Source organism: Phyllobacterium pellucidum, assembly GCF_013327855.1.
In the GTDB taxonomy this organism is placed as follows: Bacteria; Pseudomonadota; Alphaproteobacteria; order Rhizobiales; family Rhizobiaceae; genus Phyllobacterium; species Phyllobacterium pellucidum.
The window spans coordinates 912,578-932,895 of the sequence record NZ_JABUMX010000002.1; the positions used below are offsets into that span (position 1 = coordinate 912,578).

At 59.5% G+C, this 20,318-nt stretch carries 19 protein-coding genes and 1 pseudogene; 6 read left to right on the plus strand and 14 right to left on the minus strand.

The window, feature by feature from the left end; translation table 11 throughout:
* Positions 1-197: 197 nt before the first annotated feature.
* Positions 198-1,862, minus strand: a complete 1,665-nt coding sequence (locus HQ945_RS12455; protein ID WP_113280836.1) for an arylsulfatase — start codon at positions 1,860-1,862, stop codon at positions 198-200.
* A gap of 170 nt (positions 1,863-2,032) precedes the next feature.
* Here HQ945_RS12455 and HQ945_RS12460 point away from each other — a divergent pair.
* Positions 2,033-2,221 (plus strand): annotated as a pseudogene (locus tag HQ945_RS12460) (sulfatase-like hydrolase/transferase); the annotation flags it as partial.
* 27 nt (positions 2,222-2,248) lie between these two features.
* Here HQ945_RS12460 and HQ945_RS12465 read toward each other — a convergent pair.
* Positions 2,249-2,524: a hypothetical protein gene (locus tag HQ945_RS12465; protein ID WP_027229593.1), complete on the minus strand. Its 276-nt coding sequence runs from the start codon at positions 2,522-2,524 to the stop codon at positions 2,249-2,251.
* A gap of 166 nt (positions 2,525-2,690) precedes the next feature.
* On the opposite strand from HQ945_RS12465, the gene HQ945_RS12470 reads away from it, so the two are divergent.
* The gene (locus HQ945_RS12470) at positions 2,691-3,320 is read left to right on the plus strand and encodes a LysE family translocator (protein ID WP_027229592.1); all 630 of its coding nucleotides are present in this window, start codon (positions 2,691-2,693) and stop codon (positions 3,318-3,320) included.
* Here HQ945_RS12470 and HQ945_RS12475 read toward each other — a convergent pair.
* Both HQ945_RS12475 and HQ945_RS12480 read right to left on the minus strand, forming a co-directional pair.
* Positions 3,317-3,895: an alpha/beta fold hydrolase gene (locus tag HQ945_RS12475; RefSeq protein ID WP_091923922.1), complete on the minus strand. Its 579-nt coding sequence runs from the start codon at positions 3,893-3,895 to the stop codon at positions 3,317-3,319. The genes HQ945_RS12470 and HQ945_RS12475 overlap by 4 nt on opposite strands.
* Positions 3,896-3,955: 60 nt before the next feature.
* Positions 3,956-4,867, minus strand: coding sequence for a LysR family transcriptional regulator (locus HQ945_RS12480; RefSeq protein ID WP_113280926.1), 912 nt, complete (start codon positions 4,865-4,867; stop codon positions 3,956-3,958).
* Between the two features lie 104 nt (positions 4,868-4,971).
* Between HQ945_RS12480 and HQ945_RS12485 the strand changes: the two genes are divergently transcribed.
* Positions 4,972-5,595 carry a pyridoxamine 5'-phosphate oxidase family protein gene (locus tag HQ945_RS12485; protein WP_113280838.1) on the plus strand — a complete coding sequence of 208 codons (624 nt, stop codon included), beginning with the start codon at positions 4,972-4,974 and terminating at the stop codon, positions 5,593-5,595.
* Between the two features lie 160 nt (positions 5,596-5,755).
* Positions 5,756-8,329: a DNA translocase FtsK gene (locus HQ945_RS12490; RefSeq protein WP_113280839.1), complete on the plus strand. Its 2,574-nt coding sequence runs from the start codon at positions 5,756-5,758 to the stop codon at positions 8,327-8,329.
* Between the two features lie 62 nt (positions 8,330-8,391).
* Here the strand turns inward: HQ945_RS12490 and HQ945_RS12495 are convergent, their stop codons facing one another.
* The 4 genes from HQ945_RS12495 to HQ945_RS12510 all read right to left on the minus strand — a co-directional run bounded on the left by HQ945_RS12495 (position 8,392) and on the right by HQ945_RS12510 (position 11,885).
* Entirely contained in the window at positions 8,392-9,414 is a 1,023-nt protein-coding gene (locus HQ945_RS12495; protein WP_113280840.1) for a Tim44 domain-containing protein, read from the minus strand.
* Between the two features lie 486 nt (positions 9,415-9,900).
* A complete protein-coding gene (locus HQ945_RS12500; RefSeq protein ID WP_091923929.1) occupies positions 9,901-10,674 on the minus strand; it encodes a molybdopterin-binding protein in 774 nt (257 codons plus the stop codon).
* On the minus strand, positions 10,671-11,537 hold the full coding sequence (locus HQ945_RS12505; protein ID WP_113280841.1) for a cytochrome b/b6 domain-containing protein: 867 nt from the start codon (positions 11,535-11,537) through the stop codon (positions 10,671-10,673). The genes HQ945_RS12500 and HQ945_RS12505 overlap by 4 nt, the downstream gene beginning before the upstream one ends.
* A gap of 69 nt (positions 11,538-11,606) precedes the next feature.
* Positions 11,607-11,885, minus strand: coding sequence for a hypothetical protein (locus HQ945_RS12510; RefSeq protein WP_113280842.1), 279 nt, complete (start codon positions 11,883-11,885; stop codon positions 11,607-11,609).
* Between the two features lie 288 nt (positions 11,886-12,173).
* Between HQ945_RS12510 and HQ945_RS12515 the strand changes: the two genes are divergently transcribed.
* Together HQ945_RS12515 and HQ945_RS12520 are read left to right on the plus strand one after the other, a co-directional pair.
* Positions 12,174-12,731, plus strand: a complete 558-nt coding sequence (locus tag HQ945_RS12515; protein WP_113280927.1) for a sigma-70 family RNA polymerase sigma factor — start codon at positions 12,174-12,176, stop codon at positions 12,729-12,731.
* Positions 12,718-13,359: an NrsF family protein gene (locus HQ945_RS12520; RefSeq protein ID WP_091923936.1), complete on the plus strand. Its 642-nt coding sequence runs from the start codon at positions 12,718-12,720 to the stop codon at positions 13,357-13,359. Before HQ945_RS12515 ends, HQ945_RS12520 begins: the two co-directional genes overlap by 14 nt.
* A 23-nt stretch (positions 13,360-13,382) precedes the next feature.
* Here HQ945_RS12520 and iolB read toward each other — a convergent pair whose 3' ends face one another.
* The 6 genes from iolB to HQ945_RS12550 all read right to left on the minus strand — a co-directional run bounded on the left by iolB (position 13,383) and on the right by HQ945_RS12550 (position 20,225).
* On the minus strand, positions 13,383-14,180 hold the full coding sequence (gene iolB, locus HQ945_RS12525) for a 5-deoxy-glucuronate isomerase (RefSeq protein WP_174208122.1): 798 nt from the start codon (positions 14,178-14,180) through the stop codon (positions 13,383-13,385).
* A gap of 3 nt (positions 14,181-14,183) precedes the next feature.
* Positions 14,184-14,396 (minus strand): DUF3329 domain-containing protein, encoded by a 213-nt coding sequence (locus HQ945_RS12530; RefSeq protein WP_113280928.1) that lies wholly within the window; start codon positions 14,394-14,396, stop codon positions 14,184-14,186.
* Positions 14,396-15,280 (minus strand): myo-inosose-2 dehydratase, encoded by an 885-nt coding sequence (gene iolE / locus HQ945_RS12535; RefSeq protein ID WP_113280844.1) that lies wholly within the window; start codon positions 15,278-15,280, stop codon positions 14,396-14,398. The genes HQ945_RS12530 and iolE overlap by 1 nt, the downstream gene beginning before the upstream one ends.
* A 105-nt stretch (positions 15,281-15,385) precedes the next feature.
* On the minus strand, positions 15,386-17,236 hold the full coding sequence (iolD, locus tag HQ945_RS12540) for a 3D-(3,5/4)-trihydroxycyclohexane-1,2-dione acylhydrolase (decyclizing) (protein ID WP_113280845.1): 1,851 nt from the start codon (positions 17,234-17,236) through the stop codon (positions 15,386-15,388).
* A 50-nt stretch (positions 17,237-17,286) separates the two neighbouring features.
* The gene (locus HQ945_RS12545; RefSeq protein ID WP_113280846.1) at positions 17,287-19,215 is read right to left on the minus strand and encodes a bifunctional 5-dehydro-2-deoxygluconokinase/5-dehydro-2-deoxyphosphogluconate aldolase; all 1,929 of its coding nucleotides are present in this window, start codon (positions 19,213-19,215) and stop codon (positions 17,287-17,289) included.
* Between the two features lie 176 nt (positions 19,216-19,391).
* A complete protein-coding gene (locus HQ945_RS12550; protein WP_027229576.1) occupies positions 19,392-20,225 on the minus strand; it encodes a MurR/RpiR family transcriptional regulator in 834 nt (277 codons plus the stop codon).
* Positions 20,226-20,318 lie beyond the last annotated feature (93 nt).

A 20,318-nucleotide genomic window follows, 5' to 3' on the forward strand; every position in this document is an offset into this window, starting at 1 on the left:
GCCAGAATAGGCAGACTTGTGTCGCATCATGCTGCAACTGGCTGCTATTGATTAACAACGATTTTATTGGAAGGGCGGCGTATCCATGGGCAATATTTGCAATCAAAGCTCTATTTTAGTTTTGGTCGCTTTTCGACGGTTGTCGATCACGTTGTCCTGAGGGAGGCCAAGTGGCCTCCCGCGACATGACCGGACACTTATTGAGGCCGCAACGCTTCTAAATCGTTAAGCCGTTTAAGCGCGTCTTGCTGGCGCAGCATCCCGTAGTTGATGCCGCTTGCATTGAGCGAACTGCCTTCCTGATAAGGAAACTGAGTAAAATCAGAGAAAAATTCCTTGATCTTGCCTTGGACTGGCACAAGCAACCACATGTTGCGAGCGAGGAATTCGAGCGCACCGCCTCCATCCTCCATACCGCGCTCATACGGATCCATACGCAAGTTCGCGATAAGAGCCCAACTCGGCACTTCCCTGGTGGCCGTTGCAATGTTGCCGTGGCTGGCGACTGCAAAGCTCAACTTCCAGTCGTTCCAACGTATGGCATTGAGGTTGCCGCCTTGATCGAAGTAATACACCGCGTCACGCGGGCCGGTTGGCGTGTCCCCCTTGAGTAACGGCATGAGATCATAACCATCCAGGTGGACTTTGAAATCCTTCGAGCCGGATTTGAAGCCTGTCTTCATTTGGTCCTTGAGATCGGGGATGCCGGCCGCGCTTGCGAATGTCGGCATCCAATCCATGAGCGTAACAATGTCGTTAACCTCCGTCCCAGGTTTGACGACTCCTGGCCAGCGGACCATCATGGGAATACGGAAACCGCCCTCCCACGTCGTTCCCTTTTCGCCGTGGAACATTGTCTGGGCGCCATCCGGCCAAAGCGCGAGTTCAGCGCCATTGTCGGTCGTGTAAAGGACAATGGTATTTTCGGCGATTCCGAGTTCATCTAACTGATCGAGAAGCTGTCCGACGTGTCCATCATGTTCGACCATGCCGTCAGCATGAATTCCTTTGCCTGTTTTTCCCATCGAGTCAGGCTTAAGGTGCGTGAAGACGTGCATCCGCGTGGAATTGAACCAGACGAAAAACGGCTTGTCTGCCTTATGCTGGCGATCGATATAGTCCTTGGCAGCAGCAAGGAATTCCTCATCGATGGTTTCCATCCGCTTGGTATTGAGCGCGCCCGTATCTTCGATCTTTCCATCCGCACTCGACTTGATCACACCGCGCGGGCCGAACTGCTTTCGGAAAGACGGATCCTTCGGATAAAAATATCCCTCGGGCTCTTCCTCAGCATTCAGGTGATAGAGATTGCCGAAAAATTCGTCAAAGCCATGATTTGTCGGCAGGTGTTGATCCTGATCGCCGAGGTGGTTCTTCCCGAACTGGCCTGTGGCGTATCCTTTCGACTTCATTACATCGGCAATGGTTGGCATCCAATCCTGGATACCGTGCGGATCGCCCGGCATGCCTATAGTAAGAAGTCCGGTGCGAAAGGGCTCCTGACCGAGAATGAAGGACGCACGGCCCGCAGTGCAACTTTGCTGACCATAGGAATCCGTAAAGATCGCGCCTTCTTTTGCGATGCGGTCGATATTCGGAGTACGATACCCCATCAACCCCATTGTGTGGGCGCTGATCTGTGGAATACCAATATCGTCGCCAAATATGACGAGAATGTTCGGCGGCTTACCTGACCCGCCGGATTGGGCTTCGGCGGCGGGCTGTTGAGTTTGTGCGTTACTTCGATCCACGGTGGAGGCCACAGCAAGGGCCGCGACGGCAAGGGAACTGCCGCCAAGCAAAAGTTCGCGGCGGCTGACGGAAGGTGCTCCGTCCGACTTTCCGGTCTTTGTATCCTTCATCGGAAATTCTCCTCAAGAGATTACAATGCGATTGCAATTCAGGCGTGAAAATTCATAGGTGGAAGTACGTTACGGTAAATCCGCGCGTAAATATGTGCTTGTCCGAATTTCAGGCGATGCAACTTTACTCCCCAAGAGCATAGTAAAAACTAGGAAAATATTGTGCTTCCTATGGAGACACTGGTCCCTATCTTGGGGGTGCAGCCAGAGGCATACCCACGCCTAACATTGATCAGCTTGCGAAGGACGGAATCATGTTCACGTCCTTTTATGCTCAACCGAGCTGCATTCCCGGACGGGCTGCGATTCAAACCGGTCGGATTCCAAAGCGATCAGAGATGACAACGGTGCTCAGACAGCAGTACGCCAGCGACCAGTCCATGGTGCTATTTTGACCTGTTATTATCGCCCTGCTTTATCGTATTGAACCGTTGCAGCGTGTTGTAGCGCAAGTTCCTGATTTCAACGACGCCGCCTTCCAGAACCGTGTAGACAACTTCCCCGTTCTTGGCTGTCGCGGTTTCGCCGGGTTTGCCCTCGCCTCTTATGATCTTGTTTATGGTTGCAAGCTGAGATGTGCTGTCGTCCTCGGCAAATGCGGGCGGGGAATGCAGGCCGATGGTAAAGACCAAGGAAAGAAGAGCCGTTACTGGTCTGATCATGACTATCCTCAGCAAGGTGAGCGCAAAGCAAAGCGTCGCAACTTAACTCAATTTGTGCCTTGATGGCGAACGTCATTCTTGGCCATCCTTGATGACTTTTGCAGCGCTTGCCAGTATTGAATGCTTGGGCCCAGTCAGGGCGAACCTCCCGCACCGGAGCAGAGAAATGCCATCGAGCGAATTGTTGATCGCGTTCCTGATAACGACGGCGATCTTCGCCTATATTCCAGGGCCAGCCATGCTCTACGCCGCCGCCCAGACGATCGCGCGCGGACGCCGTGCGGGCTTGATGGCATCCCTCGGCATTCATCTTGGTTGCTATGTCCATGTCATTGCCGCCGCGGCGGGCCTGTCGATGCTCTTTCACGCCGTGCCAATGCTCTACATGCTGGTGAAGCTTGCCGGTGCTGCCTATCTTGTCTGGCTCGGCATCTCGTTGTTTCGTGCCAGGGTCGAGGATGTCGCGCTGCCCGGGATTGAGGCAAAGTCCGGCCGCCGCGCATTCCTTGAGAGTATCAGCGTCGAAGTGCTTAACCCCAAGACCGCCATTTTCTTCATGGCGTTCCTGCCGCAATTCATTGATGCTTCGGCGGCATTCCCCATCTGGGTACAGTTCCTGATCCTTGGAACAATCGTCAACCTGATGTTTTCATCCGCCGACATCGTCTGCGTCTTTCTCGCTGGGGCAATTGTCACGCGGCTCCGGCGCTCAAACCACGCCCGCAGGCTCATGCAGCGGGCCGGCGGCGCCCTGCTCGTCGGTCTCGGCACCCATCTCGCCTTGCAGCGCAGCTAGTCTCCTGTCGGCTCCTCACTCCGTCCGGTGACCGCCCGAACGTCACGCGCGACCTCGCGCATATCATTGTTGAGCTGATGGTCCCGGCCTTCGAGCGTGCAGATCACCGCGTGCGGCAGAGCTTTCATATAAAGGTCCGTGTGCGCGGCGGGCACCACATCGTCGGCCGTTCCGCGATAAAGATAGATGGGAATGCCGCGCGGAAGGCGATCCGCAAGGTCGTCGCACGCCCCGATGTCATCGTCCGGCCACCCGCCTTCGCCGATGAAAGGCGGTGCTATCAGGAACAGCCCGCCAAACGCGCGTGGTAAGGCCGATTCCGCGAGGACGTGCAGCAGGATCGTGCCGCCGACCGAGTGGCCGACAAGAATTGCACCGTCGTCCAGGCCATCGAACGCGCTGAGCAACGCACCTTTCCAGGCGGCATACTTCGGATCACCCTCATCGGGCATGCGCGGATAGTGGACCGGATAGGCGGCACCGAGTTCCTGTCGGAGGCTCTCCGCAAGCTTGTCGTCCCAGTGATCGTGGGTACCTTCCCCGGCGCCTTGAACGAAGAGGATATCTCTGGCCATCTCCCGATTTTATGCGACTGCACTGACGGGTACAAGACGCGGGCCCGGCGCACAGGCACCTCAGGTGGTAAGGGACAATGCCGCCATTCTCTCGCGTAGCAATGGAACGGCAAAATCCACGAATGCGCGAAGTTTCAGTGGAGTCCGCCCTTGCGCGACATAGACCGCGCTTACCGGCCATGGCGCTGGCTCGAAGTCTTCAAGCAGGAGGACAAGTTTTCCAGCGGAGACAGCGCCTTGCGCCTGGTAGGAGAGCAATCGCGTAATGCCGAGCTCGGCCGCCGCCGCGTCGGCCGCCGCTTCGGCGGTGGTCACGCTGAGCCGCGATTGTACAGGAACGTCGATCTCGCGCTTTCCCTCGACGAAGGTCCATATCCTGGGCGAGTTGAATCCCTCGAAGGTGATGCAGTCATGGGTCGCGAGTTCTTCCGGGCGTGCGGGTGTGCCACGTCTTGATAGATAGGCCGGGCTTGCATAGGCGGCCCGTCGGATCATCCCGACCTTCGTCGCCACGAGATTGCTGTCCGGCAGATTGCCGATGCGGATGGCAAGGTCGATGTGATCCTCGATCAGATTGACCTGCCGATCGCTAAGGCTCAACCGGAGATTGATCTGTGGATAGGCCTTGAGGAATTCGGTTACCACCGGCAGCACATGCAAACGGCCGAAAACGATGGGCGCGGTGACGGTCAGGTCGCCCTTTGGCGCTACAAACTCCCCGGCAGCTATCCGCTCCGCTTCTTCGACCTGCTGCAGAATCATTTTGCTCGCCTCAACATAGGCGCGCCCGGCGTCGGTTAGCTCGAACTGCCGGCTCGAGCGTATCAGGAGACGCGTATCGAGGTAGGCCTCGAGTTCGGCCACTTTTCGACTTACCGTTGCAAGCGGTATGTCTAGTCGTCGGGAAGCCGAAGACAGACTGCCCGCGTCCACGGCAGCCAGAAGCACGGCCATTGCATCAAGACGATCCATCAAGCCTTCCATATTTTGGTAGGATAACTCCCGATTTCCCTTTCTACTGCGATTTGATGAAAGAAGCTATATATGCGTCACGTTCAACGCACGAGGTCACAGTCATGTCGTCCGCCCCTGCCTATTCAAGCGATGTAGCCTTCACGCCGACGGTAAAATCGATCCAGGCGCGCAAGGGTTCGCGCGCCGGTTATGCCAGCATGGAAGAGCGTGGCTCGTGGCGGACGGGGTTCACTCCCGATCTCGTCGCCTTTATCGAGAGCCAGACCAGTGTTTTCCTTGCCACCGCCAATGCGGAAGGCCAGCCCTATATCCAGCATCGCGGCGGCCCGGCGGGGTTCATGCACGTTGTCGATGACCATACGATCGCCTTCGCCGACTTTGCCGGCAATCGGCAGTACATCACGCAAGGCAATCTGGAAGACAATTCAAAGGCCTACCTTTTTCTCATCGACTACCGTACGCGCCAGCGCGTGAAGCTTTGGGGCGAGGCCGAGGTGGTCGAAGACGCTGAACTCACCGCAAAGCTCATGCCCGAGAACTATCGGGCCCGCCCGGAACAGGTGATCATTTTCAGGGTTGCTGCCTGGGATGCGAACTGCCCGCAACATATACCCCTGCGATTCGAGGCTGCGGAGGTCGAAGCAATCGTCGCAGGGCGTGACGTAAGGATCAAGGAACTCGAGGCCGAGGTAGCACGTCTGTGTAAAGCGCAATCCTCGCAGTAACCCAATCGATTTTCGGCGGGATTTGCGGGCTGTTGCCCTGCTGCCACGCAGGTGAAATAGGCGGTCTGCAACCGGCAAAAGTAGCGAGTTGTTAACCTTGGTTTTCTATTCAAATAGGGAGCCCATCGGGTAACACCACACCATTCCGTTTGCAGGCATCATGCGCATCCCAAGAACAAATTTTCCAATTAAAACAGACGAATATGAGTTCGAGACCGAATTGGAGCGGGTGCCGAATCGCGTCCCTCCATATGAGGCACCGGTCGCTGCGCCCGCGCCGGCACAAGCGCCGCTACGCGCCGCCGAGCCGCCCCGCCGTGTGAGCGCCCAATATGAACCTGTCGACGTGCGTCGCAGCATCACGCCTGCGGTGCCGGCCCGTCCGGTATCCCCCGCCATACGCCCGCAGCGGGTAAACCCGATGAACGCTGACGACCCGTCGCTGCCGATCTCCAAACGCATGTTTTCGCTTTCCGAGAATGTCCGGTTTACCCGTACGCCCGACAGCGAACTCCTGAAGGGCAAGCTGCCGGAGATCAGGCCGGCGCCTCGGCCGGCCGCGTCCACGGCAAAGCCCACGCCGATCGCTGTGCCGCAAGCACCCGCTGTGCCGCAACCGCCATACGTCGCGGCAGCGCCGCGCCAGGCACCCGCACGTATACAAAAGGTACCCGCACCCACTCGGGCCGCAGAAGTGGGGCAAGCGTCGCTACCGCCGGTAAGCGCCTCGCCCCTCGCCTATGTCTCGGACTTTGCCTTCTTTGATTCGATGAATATTCCCCTCGATACAGCGCCGAAAATTGTCGCGCCGGCCCGGCCGAACCCGAAGCCGGCCTTCAGCCTTGATGAAATCACCGCCCGGTTTCGCATCGTCGAGTGCACGCCGGCAGGTGCCCTGGAGGCAGCGCGGAAGCCCCGGCTTGTGGCACCGCCACTGGATTCCGCGCCGGTTGAAGAAAGGCTCATCGAAACGTCCGCGCCGATCGTAGCGGAAGTGATCGAGGCCGAGATCGTTATGGACACCATCGAGCCCATGGTCGTGATCGAGGCCGAGCCGGCCCCGGTCGTCATTGCACCGACCCAAACGGCAAAGCGGCGCGACATAGTACGCTCCGCACAGCCGCTCGCGCCCCGCCCGTTCGCGCTTGCACCGGCTGCGGACCGTGCGATTGCAGCCACGCATTCGGGCGGATATGAGAAGCCGCCGGTGACGCTGCTCCAGGAGGCGGTGACGCAGGATGCGGTCACGATCTCGCAGGAGACGCTGGAGCAGAATGCCGGCCTCCTCGAGAGCGTTCTTGAGGATTTCGGCGTGCGCGGCGAAATCATCCACGTTCGGCCGGGGCCGGTCGTGACGCTCTATGAATTCGAACCCGCCCCCGGCGTAAAATCGTCCCGCGTCATCAACCTTGCCGACGACATTGCCCGCTCGATGTCGGCGCTCTCGGCCCGCGTCGCGGTCGTCCCGGGCCGCAACGTGATCGGCATCGAATTGCCCAATGCGACGCGCGAGACGGTTTATCTGCGCGAAATGGTTGCCTCGGAGAATTTCGACAAGACCAAGTTCAAGCTCGCTCTTTGCCTCGGCAAGACCATCGGCGGCGAGCCGGTGATTGCCGAACTCGCCAAGATGCCGCATCTTCTGGTTGCCGGCACGACAGGCTCCGGCAAATCCGTTGCCATCAACACCATGATCCTCTCCCTCCTCTACCGGCTGACGCCGGACGAGTGTCGGCTGATCATGGTCGATCCGAAGATGCTGGAATTGTCGATTTATGATGGCATTCCCCACCTTCTCACACCCGTCGTCACCGACCCGAAAAAGGCGGTCATGGCGCTGAAGTGGGCGGTGCGCGAGATGGAAGATCGCTACCGCAAAATGTCGAAGCTCGGGGTGCGCAACATCGACGGTTTCAATGCGCGCGTAACCGGCGCCGCCGAAAAGGGCGAGACGGTCACATGCACTGTGCAGACCGGCTTCGACAAGGGCACGGGCGAGCCGATTTACGAGCAGGAAGCCATCGATCTGAAGCCGATGCCGTTCATCGTCATCATCGTCGATGAAATGGCCGACCTGATGATGGTCGCAGGCAAGGAGATCGAAGGCGCCATCCAGCGCCTGGCGCAGATGGCGCGCGCCGCCGGCATCCATCTGATCATGGCGACGCAGCGCCCCTCCGTGGACGTCATCACCGGCACCATCAAGGCGAATTTCCCGACCCGCATCTCCTTCCAGGTCACCTCCAAGATCGACAGCCGCACCATCCTTGGCGAACAGGGCGCCGAACAACTTCTCGGCCAGGGCGATATGCTGCACATGATCGGCGGCGGGCGTATCTCCCGCGTCCATGGTCCCTTCGTTTCCGACGAGGAGGTCGAGAAGATCGTCGCGCACCTGAAGGCGCAGGGCCAGCCCGATTATCTCGACACCGTGACGGCGGACGAGAGCGAAGAAGAAGAGCCGGAAGCCGAGGACAGCGCAGTGTTCGACAAGAGCGCCATGGCAGCCGAGGATGGCAACGAACTCTACGAACAGGCCGTCAAGGTGATGCTGCGCGACAAGAAGTGCTCGACCTCCTATATCCAGCGCCGCCTCGGCATCGGCTACAATCGCGCGGCATCATTGGTCGAGCGGATGGAAAAGGAAGGCCTGGTCGGGCCCGCCAACCATGTCGGCAAGCGTGAAATCCTGCATGGCCGTAGGGAAAGCGCCATGATCGACGATGTGGACTAACGACCCATTTAAACGCAAAAGGCCCGCGCCGGTAAAGCGCGGGCCTTTTGTTTGTGAATGAATTAAGCGGCGTCCTGAATCGCTGAAAGCTTCCAGTCCGCATTGGGCTTGCGCACGAAGGTCCAGACTTCCGTGGTCTGGCTCGGCTCCTTCTCGTCGCCATTGACGATGCGGCCGGTTTCGCGGTCGACCATGGAGTCGATGCTCGAATAGCGCATGGCGGTCGTCGCATATTCCGTATCGCCTTCGGCCCAGGCTTCGGCAATATCCGCCTGCAACAGCTTTACGCTGGAAACGCTGTTGCGCAGGCCATCGGTTGCGTTCTGGCCGAGTTCCTCGGCGAGATAGGACATGGCTTCCGGCGTCGTCAGCTTGCGCAACGTGGCATAATCTTCCTTGCCATAGGCAGTCTGCACTTCCGTCAAAAGCTGCTCGAAACGGTCGAGATCATCCTGTTTCAGGCCGATCTCGTCGCCGCCCGGGGAAGCTGCCGCCGCTTGATAGCCGCCACCATTACTGTAGTTGGCATTTCCCGCCGCACCTGAACCCGAACCGATCGTCGGAATTCTGAAGGACGCGTTTGAGGGCGCATTGCCTTCGGCGCTGCGGCCGAATGCAGGCCCGCCTGCCGGCGCCATGGTCGTCTGGCGCGAGCGGAAGAAGCGCATCGCAAGCATCACCACGCCAATAAGGAGCCCGATCTGCAGCAACATGCCGAGGAACCCGGCTGCACCGCCGAAGCCGTGGCCAAGCAAGGTGCCGATCAGGCCGCCGACCAGCAGACCGCCGATGAGTGAGCGGCCCATGCCGCCGAAAAGACCCGGACGCTGCTGCTGGCCCAATTGCGGCTGTGCGGCAGAGGGCTGGGCCGCATCGGGCCGCGGGCTCATGCTGCGCTCGATTGGCGCTGCCGGAGCCGGCGCCGTGCGCGTCGGCGCGGGCGCCTGAAACGTGCGGGCGCCGCGGCTGCCAAACCCGCCGCCACCACGCCGGGCGTCAGCGTCATGGACAACGCTGAATGACACCGCCATGCCCAGGGCAAGAATAGCGGCAATCCGGCTTAAGCGGTTTAGAACGGGCAGCATGCAACAGTCTCCTCAATCATGTTACGAAACATCTGTTGCGCCGCATATGGTGAAAGCCGGCGGGCTTTTGAAGGATCGGCGGCAAGTTTTTCGCTGGCGTCGTGTTGAAAGCGTGCTTCCTTGGGCTCTCGTCCCGAGCAAGCACTCTTGCGGCAACCAGCGAAGCGGCGCCTGTAAATAACACCATCCCGGGCATCGTCGTATTCTCGCCACATCAACCGCTAGGCTTGATGCCTGCTGTTGCGATGGCGCGGCACTTAAGGGGAATGGGTTCTCTTCTACGATCAGCCGACGTTGTGGATCAGGTCTGCAGCGAGACACGAATCTCCAGATGAGGGACCGAACTATTGGTTCATCAATGCGTCGTAATACTTGTGCTCTTGACGTTTTTCGCCTTGCTGGGAGCGCTTGCGCTGTTTTCAGACAATAACGGTCCCCTGCGACAGTCGCCACAGACGACCGTTGAGTCGCCCCTTTAGGCAGGTCTCAAATACCCGCATACCATTCATAGCCTCGGTCCTCCCAAAAGCCGCCCTTCCCGCCCCAAATACCCCTGAAACTGTCGGTGAGCTCGATGCGCATCACATATTTGGCGTGCTTGTAGCCGAGTTGGCGTTCAACGCGCAGCCGTAGCGGCGCGCCGTGCGCCACTTCGAGTTCCTTGCCGTTCATGGCATAGGCGAGGATCGTCTGCGGGTGCCAGGCGTCGACGAGATCGATGCTCTCGTAATATTTGCCGCTGCCATCGAGGGTCTGCTCCAGTTCGTCTGCGCAATAGAACACCGCATACCGCGCGCCGGGAGCAAGCCCCGCCTTTTCGAGTATCAGGCCAAGCGGGACACCTGTCCATTTGCCGATTGCGCTCCAGCCTTCGACGCAATCGTGCCGGGTAATCTGCGTCCGTGACGGCATGGCTTTGAGGTCAGCCAGCGAGAGCTCCAATGGCCGCTGCACCATTCCGTTCACGACGAGTTTCCAGTCGGCGAAGTTGGTTTCCCTGAGCTGGGCATACTCCTCGCTGCCCGGTTCCGACGTGCCATTCGGCTTGAACACCGGTGAAAGATCGGCTTCGCTGAATTCGCGCGCCAGGGGCTGGTGCCCCATCAAGAGTCGCTGGGCTCCCATTGTCAGCGATTCTGCCCGTTGCAGTATATCGTTGACGGTTGTGCTCTGGACGAGCGCGTCGCAGCCGGTCAAAAGCCCGGTCGCCGCAACGCTGGAGCCGATGAGGAAGCGGCGGCGGGTCAGGTCGATGCTCATGTCGACTTTTCCTTTTCAGGCTCGACGCGCAGCGCATAATAGCCGGTGATCATCGAGCGCAAATTGTTCCAGACGCCTGAAACCAGCACCATCACGATATGGACGATGACAAAGGCGACGAGGAGCGAGGCGGTAATGAAATGGAAGGTCCGCGCCGATTGGCGGCCGCCGAAGAGATCGAGCAGCCATGGAAAGATCGCGTTGAACCCCGGTGACATCGTCAGCCCCGTGAGGACCATGAGCGGCAGCAGGACGAAGATCACGCCGACATAGGCAAGTTTTTGCAGGGCGTTGTAATGGCGGGCCGCTTCGCCTTTTGGAAAGCGCAGCCGCGCATGTTCGGCAACCTCGTGGGCAAGATGGCCCGGCGTCAGTTCGGTTCGGGTCGGCGCAAGATCGCGGCGAAAATGCCCGGCGAGAAGGCCATAGAGGAGATAAACGAAACCATTGATGACGAAGAACCAGGCGAAGAAGAAATGCCAGCGCCGGCCGGTGGCAAGGTCCTGATAGCTCGGAATCGTGATCCAGGACGGGAAGGCGCGCGGTGCAAGTTCGCCATCGACGATCGATGCACCGAGGACCCCGGTCGTCGGAAGAGAGATGGAGCCGATACGGGTAACGCCCTTGATCGTATCGCCATCCTCGACCGCGCCGATTGAAATGAACGATGGATCGGGTCTCGCATCGGCGCCGTATTGCCCCCAGTAAAGCGCCGGATGGGCATTGAAGATTTGCAGGCCGCTCATCAAAAGAAAACTCAGGCAGAGGACGTTGAGCCAATGCGTGATACGCACGAGCACCGAATGCCGATAGAAGAGCACCTTGCGCGACTTCGCCGTTTCGGATTGTGCAATGCTTGTCATGGACGGCCTCCAAAGCCGAAGCGGCTGCAATTATGCGTGGGAACTCACCCGCCACGCACGATCTCCATGTTACTTTTTCTTGGGCGCCATCGTGCCCATGGCATCTGAGGTGCCGCTCTTCTTCATCATTGTATCGGATTTCATTGTATCCTTTTTCATCGCCATCTGGTCGCATTCCTTCATCATGGAATCCTTCTTCATGGCGCCCTTTTCCATGCCCGCATGCTTCATGCAATCGGATTTGGTCATCGGCTTCATTGCCTCCGCGGCCGATGCCGCATTTGCCCCGGCAATGCCGGCGCCAGCAACGAGAGCCGAAACGGCGATGCGGCGAATGAGAGTGTTCATGGGTGTTCTCCTTTGGTTTGAAGTAGATACGGTGCGACGCGTCCTTTAGTTTCGGGACACATTCCGCATCCTTGCCTTCCGGTCGTTGCCGGAAACTCTCTGCTCTCGCTGTCACGCCGGCTGCGCGCCGATCACATCAAGCAGTTCGTGGTGGGGCGCAGATCGGTTACAGCATCACGCATTGGTGATCATTCTTTAGTGGAATACGGCGCAAGCCATTGACGCGCCGGCGGCTTGGCTCTCATCTGTAACCTTTTCGCCATGCCTGCGAATAAAGGATGAATGAGAGTGCTTTCGCTCGAAACGCGATTGAAGGAACTCATGCTCGCCAGCCTTGCCGGCGATGCGCGCAGCTATGGAGTCCTTCTCAACGAGGTGGCGAGGCATCTGCGCTTCTATTTTTTGCGGCGGCTGTCCGATGCGCACAAGGGCGATGCCGACGACCTGGTGCAGGAGACGCTGATGGCGCTGCACACGCGGCGGGCAACATATGAGATCGACAGGCCCTTTACGGCCTGGCTGCATGCTATTGCGCGTTACAAGCTGATCGACCATTTCCGGCGCAACCGCATCCGGGCCACTGTGCCCCTCGACGAGGTGGAAGACCTGTTTGCGACGGATTTATCCGACGCTGCAAGCGACCGCATGGATGTCGAGCGGCTGCTTGAAGCGGCGCCGGAAAGAACGCGCGATCTGATCCGCCGCACCAGGATCGAAGGACAGTCCATCGCCGAGGTGGCGGAAAGCACTGGCCTTACCGAAACGACGGTCAAGGTCAGCATACACAGAGGAATAAAGGCCATAGCGACGAAGCTCAAAGGGCGGGCTGCCAATGACGACAAATGACCTGATTGCGCGTCTGATGGGCGAGTTGAAGCCTGTGTCACCCATGGCCGTCTTCGGCCGCGTCGCTGCGGGGCTCGGCCTTGGCTCCATCGCCTCGGCGCTTCTCATGTATTTCTGGCTCGGCCTGAGGCCTGACATGGCAACAGCCATGGGCACGACGCCGTTCTGGGTCAAGTTCGCCTATACGCTTGCGCTTGCCGCCGCTGGCGGCTGGGCGGTAAAGCGCATCGCCCATCCGCTCGGCAGCATCCGCGTCAGCCTTGCCTTGATGGCGGTAGCAATCATCGTGATCAGTTTCCTCGCCTTTGCCGAGCTCGCGGCAACGCCCCCCGAACAATATATGGCAATGATGAAGGGCCGTTCGGTCAGCGTGTGCACGTTCAACATCGTCATGCTCTCGCTGCCCCTGCTCATTGCAGCATTCTGGGTGCTGCGCGGCCTTGCTCCAACGCGGCTGACAGTTGCGGGCGCCGCTGCCGGCCTGGCGGCCGGGGCGATCGCCTCATTCGTCTATTCGTTTCATTGCACTGAAAGCGGCATGCCATTCATCGCCATGTGGTACACGCTGGGCGTGCTCGTAACCGGCCTCATCGGGGCGATAGTGGGGCGGTATGTTCTGCGGTGGTGAGTCCCTGGGCGTAGTGTGACGCGCTACGCCTTCATCAGCCACTCGTGTTCGGCAGCATTGTGGAACTTCCAGGTGCGCTTCGGTCCCGCCATGACATTGAGATAGTAAAGGTCGTAGCCATGACAGGCGGCGCAGGGATGGTAACCCTTTGGCACCATCACCACGTCGCCATCCTCGATCGCCATAGCCTCGTCGAGCGAGCGATCATCCGTGTAGACCCGCTGGAAACCGAAACCCTGCGGCGGATGGAAGCGATGGTAGTAGGTTTCTTCCAGATAGGATTCGGCCGGCAGATTGTCCTGATCGTGCTTGTGCGGCGGATAGCTGGATGTATGCCCGCCAGGCGTGATGACCTCGACCACCAACAGCGAATCCGCTGGCTCGTTCTCCGGCAGGATGTTGGTGACATAGCGCGTATTGGTGCCCTTGCCCCGTGTTTCCTGGCCGAGATCGTCGGGGGAAATAACCCGCACCGGCAGACCGCCGCCAAGGCCTGGCGCTGAACACACTGCAAGCTCGACGGCCGTCTCGGCGGCGACCGACCATTCCGCGCCTTCCGGAAGATAGACGGACCAGGGCTTGCCATCAAACGGCGACATGCGGGTTCCAAGAATGCCGAGATCATCGCCATTGGCGACCACCCTGCCCTTGCCGGTCACGAAGACGAGGCACACTTCCTTGTCGCCCGTGGTGCCGCTCGCAGATTGGCCCTCGTCCAGTTTGTGCAGGTCGAAGCCGACATAGGTCCAGCCCGCGCTTTCCGGCGTCACATGCGCAACGCGCCCCTTGCCGGGCGCTGCCTTGATGAGCAATTTCGACATGCCCTACTCCTTCTTGTTCTCAGGGTCTGCCTGCTGCTCCGACGCATCGTAGATAATGAAGAACTGCCAGACGCCGTAGCCGGCAAATCCGAGCGCGATGACACCCCAGAACGGCGTGCCGGTGGCAAACTCGAAGATCGCCCAGGCAACACAGAAGGCAACCACGGCAATACGGCGCCACAGCGGACGGAAAAACGGATGGTTCGAGTCCTTGATCAAGCGAGACCTGCTTCCTTGATGAAGCGGCTGAGATTGCCGTATCCAAGCTTCGAATAGACGGCCGGATCGGCTTTCTCCGGATCCTGCTCAGCCTCGACCACAACCCAGCCGCTGTACCCTTTCAGTTCTTTCAGAACCCGAACATAGTCGATCATGCCGTCGCCAGGAACCGTGTAAACGCCGGCAAGGACGGAATCGAGAAACGACCAGTCCTCGCGGTTCGAGCGCCACATCACGTCCTCACGAATATCCTTGCAATGGACATGGCTGATGCGCGCCTTGTAGTGGCGTGCAAGCCGCGCCGGATCGGCGCCGCCCCACGTCGCATGGCCGGTATCGAGAAGAAGGTGCACCGGTGCGCCGGTGGCTTCCATGAACCGGTCGATCTCGCACTCGGCCTGAACCACTGTGCCCATATGGTGATGGTAGACGAGTTGCAGGCCGTAAGTCTGCTGGATCGCCTCGGCAAAACGCGTGTAGCGCTCGCCAAACACCGTCCAGGAAGCCTTCTGCAGGACGGGTCGGGCCGAGAGCGGCATATCCTTGTTGGAGTGGATGGCATTGGACGTCTCCGCGGCGATCAGCACCGAGCAGCCCATATCCTTGAGCAAGGTCGCATGTGCCTTTGCGGCTTCAAGTTCCGCATCGACATCGCGCAGCAGGAGTTCTGTGGAATACCAGCCGCTGACGAGGCTGTGGCCGTAAGATTCGAGAATGGGCCGCAATTTGTCGGCGGTGCGCGGAAACTTGTTGCCGAGTTCCATGCCGGTGAAGCCGGCCGCCTGCGCCTGCTCGAGGCAGGTCTCCAGCGGTATGTCCCCGCCGATCTCAAGCATATCGTCATTGGACCAGCCGATTGGGTTCGCCCCGATGCGGATCATTCTTTCATTCCTTTGGTTCTGGGTTGATTTGAGATTGTAAATCGGCGCCGTCGCTTCGCTTCGACCCTGCCCACAAGTGGAGGGTAAGGGCAGCGACTTGCCTGATCAATCACCAACCCGTTGCAGTTTCTGTTTTGCTTCGTAGTTCCGCCGCGCATCGTTCACCTGGCTGCGCGCACTGACCTCCGGTACAGCGACATCCCACCAGAAACCGCCGTCCTCGGTCGAGATCAGCGGATCGGTATCGATGACAACCACCGTCGTTCGGTCGTTCTGCTTGGCGCGTGCCAGGGCACTTTCGAGCTCCGCGATGGAGGCTACCTTTTCGGAAATGGCGCCAAGACTGCGCGCATGGGCAGCAAAGTCGATGTCGGGCAGAACCTCGTGCTTCGTGTCCTTGAGAAGATTGTTGAAATTCGCGCCACCGGTGCCCATCTGCAGCCGGTTGATACAGCCATAGCCGCGATTGTCGAGCAGCACGATGTTGATCTTGTGGCCGAGCATGACCGAAGTCGCGATCTCCGAATTCAGCATCAGATACGAGCCGTCACCGATCATCACCACGACCTCGTCGTTGGGCTTTGCCATCTTCGCTCCGAGACCGCCGGCGATCTCGTAGCCCATGCAGGAAAAGCCGTATTCGGCGTGGTAGGAACCGGGAGCGCCCGCCTGCCAGAGTTTGTGCATTTCCCCCGGTAATCCGCCCGCAGCGTGCAAAACGGTCGCCTGCGCGCCCATGGCGCGTTGCACGGCGCCAATCACCTGCGCGTCGGAAGGCAGGGACGCATTGGTCGGTCCCGTCACCTTGGCCGCCGCCCGCTGCCATTCTTCCTTGCCGCCTTTCGCATTGCCGGTCCAATCTATCGGGGCGCGGTAATCCTTGAGGGCGGCCGCAAGCTCCTCGAGCCCTTCCCTGGCGTCGGCGACAATCGGCAGCGCCCGATGTTTTGTCGCGTCGAAGGGCTGGACGTTGAGCCCGATAAAGGTCTTCTCCGCGTTCTGGAACAATGCCCAGGACCCTGTGGTGAAGTCCTGAAGCCGCGTTCCGACGGCGAGAATAACATCCGCCTCCTGCGCGAGCCGGTTAGCCGCCGAGGTGCCCGTCACGCCGACCGCGGCCATGTTGAGAGGATGCACGTCCGGCAACGAGGACTTGCCGCCTTGTGTTTCACAAACGGGTATACCTGCCGCTTCGACGAATGACGCAAGTTCGTTCGATGCCTGCGAATAGATAACCCCGCCGCCCGCGATGACGAGCGGTTTCTTGGCCGATTTCAGCGCGGCAACCGCCGCAGCAAGCTCGTCGCGATCCGGCCGCTGCCGGCGTGGAGTCCAGACGCGTTCCTCGAAAAAGCTTTCCGGATAATCGTATGCCTCAGCCTGCACATCCTGGCACAGTGCAAGCGTCACCGGTCCGCACTCGGCCGGATCGGTCAGGACGGCCATGGTGCGGGCGAGCGCCGGGATGATCTGTTCGGGACGAGTGATGCGGTCGAAATAGCGTGAGACCGGACGGAAGCAATCATTGGCCGAAACAGTTCCGTCGCCAAAGGACTCGACCTGCTGCAGAACGGGATCGGGCACCCGGTTTGCGAATACATCGCCCGGCAGCAGCAGGAGCGGCAGGCGATTGACATGCGCCAGTGCCGCCGCAGTCACCATGTTGGTGGCCCCGGGTCCAACCGAACTCGTCACCGCCATCATCCGCTGGCGGAAGCTCGCCTTGGCAAAAGCGATCGCCGCATGCGCCATCGCCTGCTCGTTGTGGGCGCGATAGGTTGGAAGCTCCTCCCTGACATGATAGAGCGCCTCCCCCAAGCCCGCGACGTTGCCATGGCCGAAAATCGCCCAGACCCCGGCAAAGACCGGCACCTTTTTGCCATCAACCATCGTCATCTGGCGGCTAAGGAAACGCGTCAGGGCCTGCGCCATGGTGAGGCGTATCGTCTTGGTCATCTCAGTCTCCTCCCGGGAAGTTCTCTATCCCGACGCTGGCAATACTAGTCCTATGCCGCCTGCCGGTCGCGGCTGGCAAGCCAGGCCTTGGTCAATTTTTCGAAACGGCCGGCCATGTCGTCGATCGCAGCCTCGTCCGAGATCCGTCCCGCGAGCCAATTCTCTGCCGCATCCATGAACAATGTCCGCCCGACGGCAAAGCCCTTGACAATCGGGGCACCAGCTGTGGCAACGAAAGCCGCCTCAAGTTCGTCATGTGGCGCTTCAAGTCCGAGGAGTACGACACCACGGCACCACGGATCGTTCTTTTCGATCACCGCTTCAATTTTCTTCCAGGCGCCAGCCGATGCCTGCGGTTCGAGCTTCCACCAGTCCGGCTTTATCCCGAGCGCATAGAGTTCCTCAAGCGCCTGCGGAATAGTGTTGTCATCGACCTCGCCATGCTTGCCGGCGATGATTTCGATCAAGAGCTCGCGGCCGACCTTGCGAGCGGCCTCGAAGAGTGACCGCAGCTTCGCCTGCTGCTCTTCCTTCAATGCCGCCGGATCATCCGGTCGGTAGAAACACAGGCACTTGATGCAATGATCGACCGGCCATTCCGCCAGTTGCGAACCGATGTCCTGTGAAAACTCGAAGCGCAGCGGGCGCGAACCCGGCAGTTCGACGGGACGCCCGAGCCAATCGAAATTGTGGCGGGCGAATTCGAACATCGCCTCGCGGCCGAACTTCTCGTCGATCAGCATGCCGTAGCCGCTGCGCCCATCTGCGACCTTGGCGGCGGCCTTCACCGCCAGTTCCTTAAAGGCCTCGATTTTATCAGCCCCTGCGCCGAGCTTCTCTGCCAGCGCCTCGAGCTGGACGCGGTGATCGATCGCAAAAGCCATCATTGCCGGAATATCGCGGCGGCGCGTCGTCGCCCAATGGACGTGGTTTATCGCCTCGTCCTTGCGCAGCGCATGGTAGCGGCTGCCATGTTCGAGGAAATATTGCAGTTCCTCGTAAGTCGGAATTTCCGGGGCGCATAGCAGCCTCGACACGGCAAAGGCGCCGCAGGCATTCGCCCAGGTCGCGGCGGTGGCAAGGCTTTCGCCGCCGAGCCAGCCGCGCAGGAAACCGGACATAAAGGCATCGCCGGCGCCGAGCACGTTAAAGACCTCGATCGGAAAGCCTTTGCCGACGATTCCGTCCTCGAGGTCATCGGATATGGCGCCTTCATAGACGATACAACCCATGGGACCGCGCTTGAGCACGATGGTCCCGCTGGAAAGGGCGCGGATCGCCTTGAGGGCGCTCAAAAGATCGGCTTCGCCCGAGGCGATCAGCACTTCTTCCTCGGTGCCGACAATGAGGTCGCAATCGGCGAGAACCGTTTTCAGATGGTTGGAGACCTTGTCGGAGGCGATGTAACGGCTGTCGCCAGCCCCATGACCGGCAAGGCCCCAGAGATTTGGACGGTAGTCGATATCAAAGACGACCTTGCCGCCGGCTTCCTTGATCAGGCGAATTGCCTTGCGCTGCGCTGCATCGGTATTGGGCTTGGAAAAGTGCGTGCCGGTCACGACCACGGCGCGCGCCGACCGGATGAATTCCGGATCGACATCGCTTTCATCGATGGCCATGTCGGCACAATTCTCGCGATAGAAGATGAGCGGAAAGCTCTTGTCGTTTTCCACCGAGAGGATGACGAGCGCCGAAAGCCGTTCCGGATCGGTGATGACGCCTTGCGTCGCAACGCCTTCGCGCTGCAGTTGCTCACGGATAAAACGCCCCATCTGTTCGTCGCCGACTCGTGTCAAAAGCGCCGAGCGCAGTCCGAGCCGCGCCGTACCGACAGCGATATTGGTGGGACAGCCGCCGACGGACTTGGCAAACGAGGCAATGTCCTCAAGCCGCGAGCCGATCTGCTGGCCGTAAAGGTCAACCGAGGAACGACCGATCGTTATGACATCAAGCAGCTTGCTCGTATCAGCTCCGTCCATGATGGTCCTCCCGATATGCTGATTGTCCCGCTCGCTGAGCCTGGGAATTTTGCCATATGAAATAATAATTCTATCAAATCGTCAATATGGAATGTCTGTTCTTTTCGTAATCGAGCCAGAGTGAACGCGCATTTCATGCGTCAAGCCTGGCTATGAATGAGGACGAGATTGCACCGCTAGGTATTTCGGCGCTTCTCCGCGACACTGACAGTCAGAGCCATCGCCAGTGCCATGGTGCCGGAGAGGGAGCGGAAGCCGGAGAAATCGCCCTCCGCCGCTTCGAACCATACGCTCGCAGACTGGGCAAGTGGTGAGAAGGCGCTGTCGGTAATGGCGACAACCGGAACATTTCGGGCCGATAATGCCGCAGCATGTTCGATCGTGGCAGAAGCATATGGCGAGAAGCTGATGGCGATGGCGGCATCGCGGGGCCCGGCAAAAGAAATGATCTCAGGGTCGATACCGGCGGTCGATTCGATCAGCTGGTTGCGAATTTTCAGTTTGCCGAATGCATATGCCATATAGGCGGTGATGGGATAGGAGCGGCGGCGCGCCAGGAGATAGATCGTCTCGGCACCCGATAAAATGTCGACCGCCCGTTCGAGAACATCCTCTTCCACATTATGGGAAATCGTTTCGATCGAATGCGTCGCTGCCGTAAGAAAGCCATTCAGTATCGTGCGGTTCTTCGAAAGGCCATGCGTATCACCCCGCAGGGCCGATAGCCGTTCTTCGTACGATGTTTGCCGCTCGCGCAGACGTTCACGAAACACCGCCTGAAGGCTGGTAAAGCCGTCGAAGCCGAGATGCTGGGCAAAGCGGATGAGCGTCGACGGCTGCACGCCCGCTGTCTGGGCGATACTTGCGGCGGTGCCGAAGGCGATCTCGTCGGGATTGCTCAATGCGTAAGCCGCGATCTGCGCGAGGCGTTTGGGCAGCACTTCGCGGCGATCGAGGATCATCGTGCGCAGCGCATCGAAATCCCGCGGCAGGGCCGCCTCGTTGTCCATGCTCGCCACCCCTATCCTTTCCCGCAACTGGTGCCCGCCGCGACAAAATATTTATATCGAGACGGATCAGTTATTCCATTTACTCCACTTATA

Excerpts from the sequence above, each read along its gene's own strand:
- iolE (WP_113280844.1), bottom strand. The coding sequence starts at position 15,280 with ATGATCCGCATCGGGGCGAACCCAATCGGCTGGTCCAATGACGATATG.
- HQ945_RS12485 (WP_113280838.1), top strand. The coding sequence starts at position 4,972 with ATGTCGTCCGCCCCTGCCTATTCAAGCGATGTAGCCTTCACGCCGACG.
- HQ945_RS12520 (WP_091923936.1), top strand. The coding sequence starts at position 12,718 with ATGACGACAAATGACCTGATTGCGCGTCTGATGGGCGAGTTGAAGCCT.
- iolD (WP_113280845.1), bottom strand. The coding sequence starts at position 17,236 with ATGACCAAGACGATACGCCTCACCATGGCGCAGGCCCTGACGCGTTTC.
- HQ945_RS12480 (WP_113280926.1), bottom strand. The coding sequence starts at position 4,867 with ATGGATCGTCTTGATGCAATGGCCGTGCTTCTGGCTGCCGTGGACGCG.
- HQ945_RS12475 (WP_091923922.1), bottom strand. The coding sequence starts at position 3,895 with ATGGCCAGAGATATCCTCTTCGTTCAAGGCGCCGGGGAAGGTACCCAC.
- HQ945_RS12510 (WP_113280842.1), bottom strand. The coding sequence starts at position 11,885 with ATGAACACTCTCATTCGCCGCATCGCCGTTTCGGCTCTCGTTGCTGGC.
- HQ945_RS12490 (WP_113280839.1), top strand. The coding sequence starts at position 5,756 with ATGCGCATCCCAAGAACAAATTTTCCAATTAAAACAGACGAATATGAG.
- HQ945_RS12505 (WP_113280841.1), bottom strand. The coding sequence starts at position 11,537 with ATGACAAGCATTGCACAATCCGAAACGGCGAAGTCGCGCAAGGTGCTC.
- HQ945_RS12500 (WP_091923929.1), bottom strand. The coding sequence starts at position 10,674 with ATGAGCATCGACCTGACCCGCCGCCGCTTCCTCATCGGCTCCAGCGTT.
- HQ945_RS12545 (WP_113280846.1), bottom strand. The coding sequence starts at position 19,215 with ATGGACGGAGCTGATACGAGCAAGCTGCTTGATGTCATAACGATCGGT.
- HQ945_RS12470 (WP_027229592.1), top strand. The coding sequence starts at position 2,691 with ATGCCATCGAGCGAATTGTTGATCGCGTTCCTGATAACGACGGCGATC.
- HQ945_RS12465 (WP_027229593.1), bottom strand. The coding sequence starts at position 2,524 with ATGATCAGACCAGTAACGGCTCTTCTTTCCTTGGTCTTTACCATCGGC.
- HQ945_RS12550 (WP_027229576.1), bottom strand. The coding sequence starts at position 20,225 with ATGGACAACGAGGCGGCCCTGCCGCGGGATTTCGATGCGCTGCGCACG.
- HQ945_RS12495 (WP_113280840.1), bottom strand. The coding sequence starts at position 9,414 with ATGCTGCCCGTTCTAAACCGCTTAAGCCGGATTGCCGCTATTCTTGCC.
- iolB (WP_174208122.1), bottom strand. The coding sequence starts at position 14,180 with ATGTCGAAATTGCTCATCAAGGCAGCGCCCGGCAAGGGGCGCGTTGCG.
- HQ945_RS12455 (WP_113280836.1), bottom strand. The coding sequence starts at position 1,862 with ATGAAGGATACAAAGACCGGAAAGTCGGACGGAGCACCTTCCGTCAGC.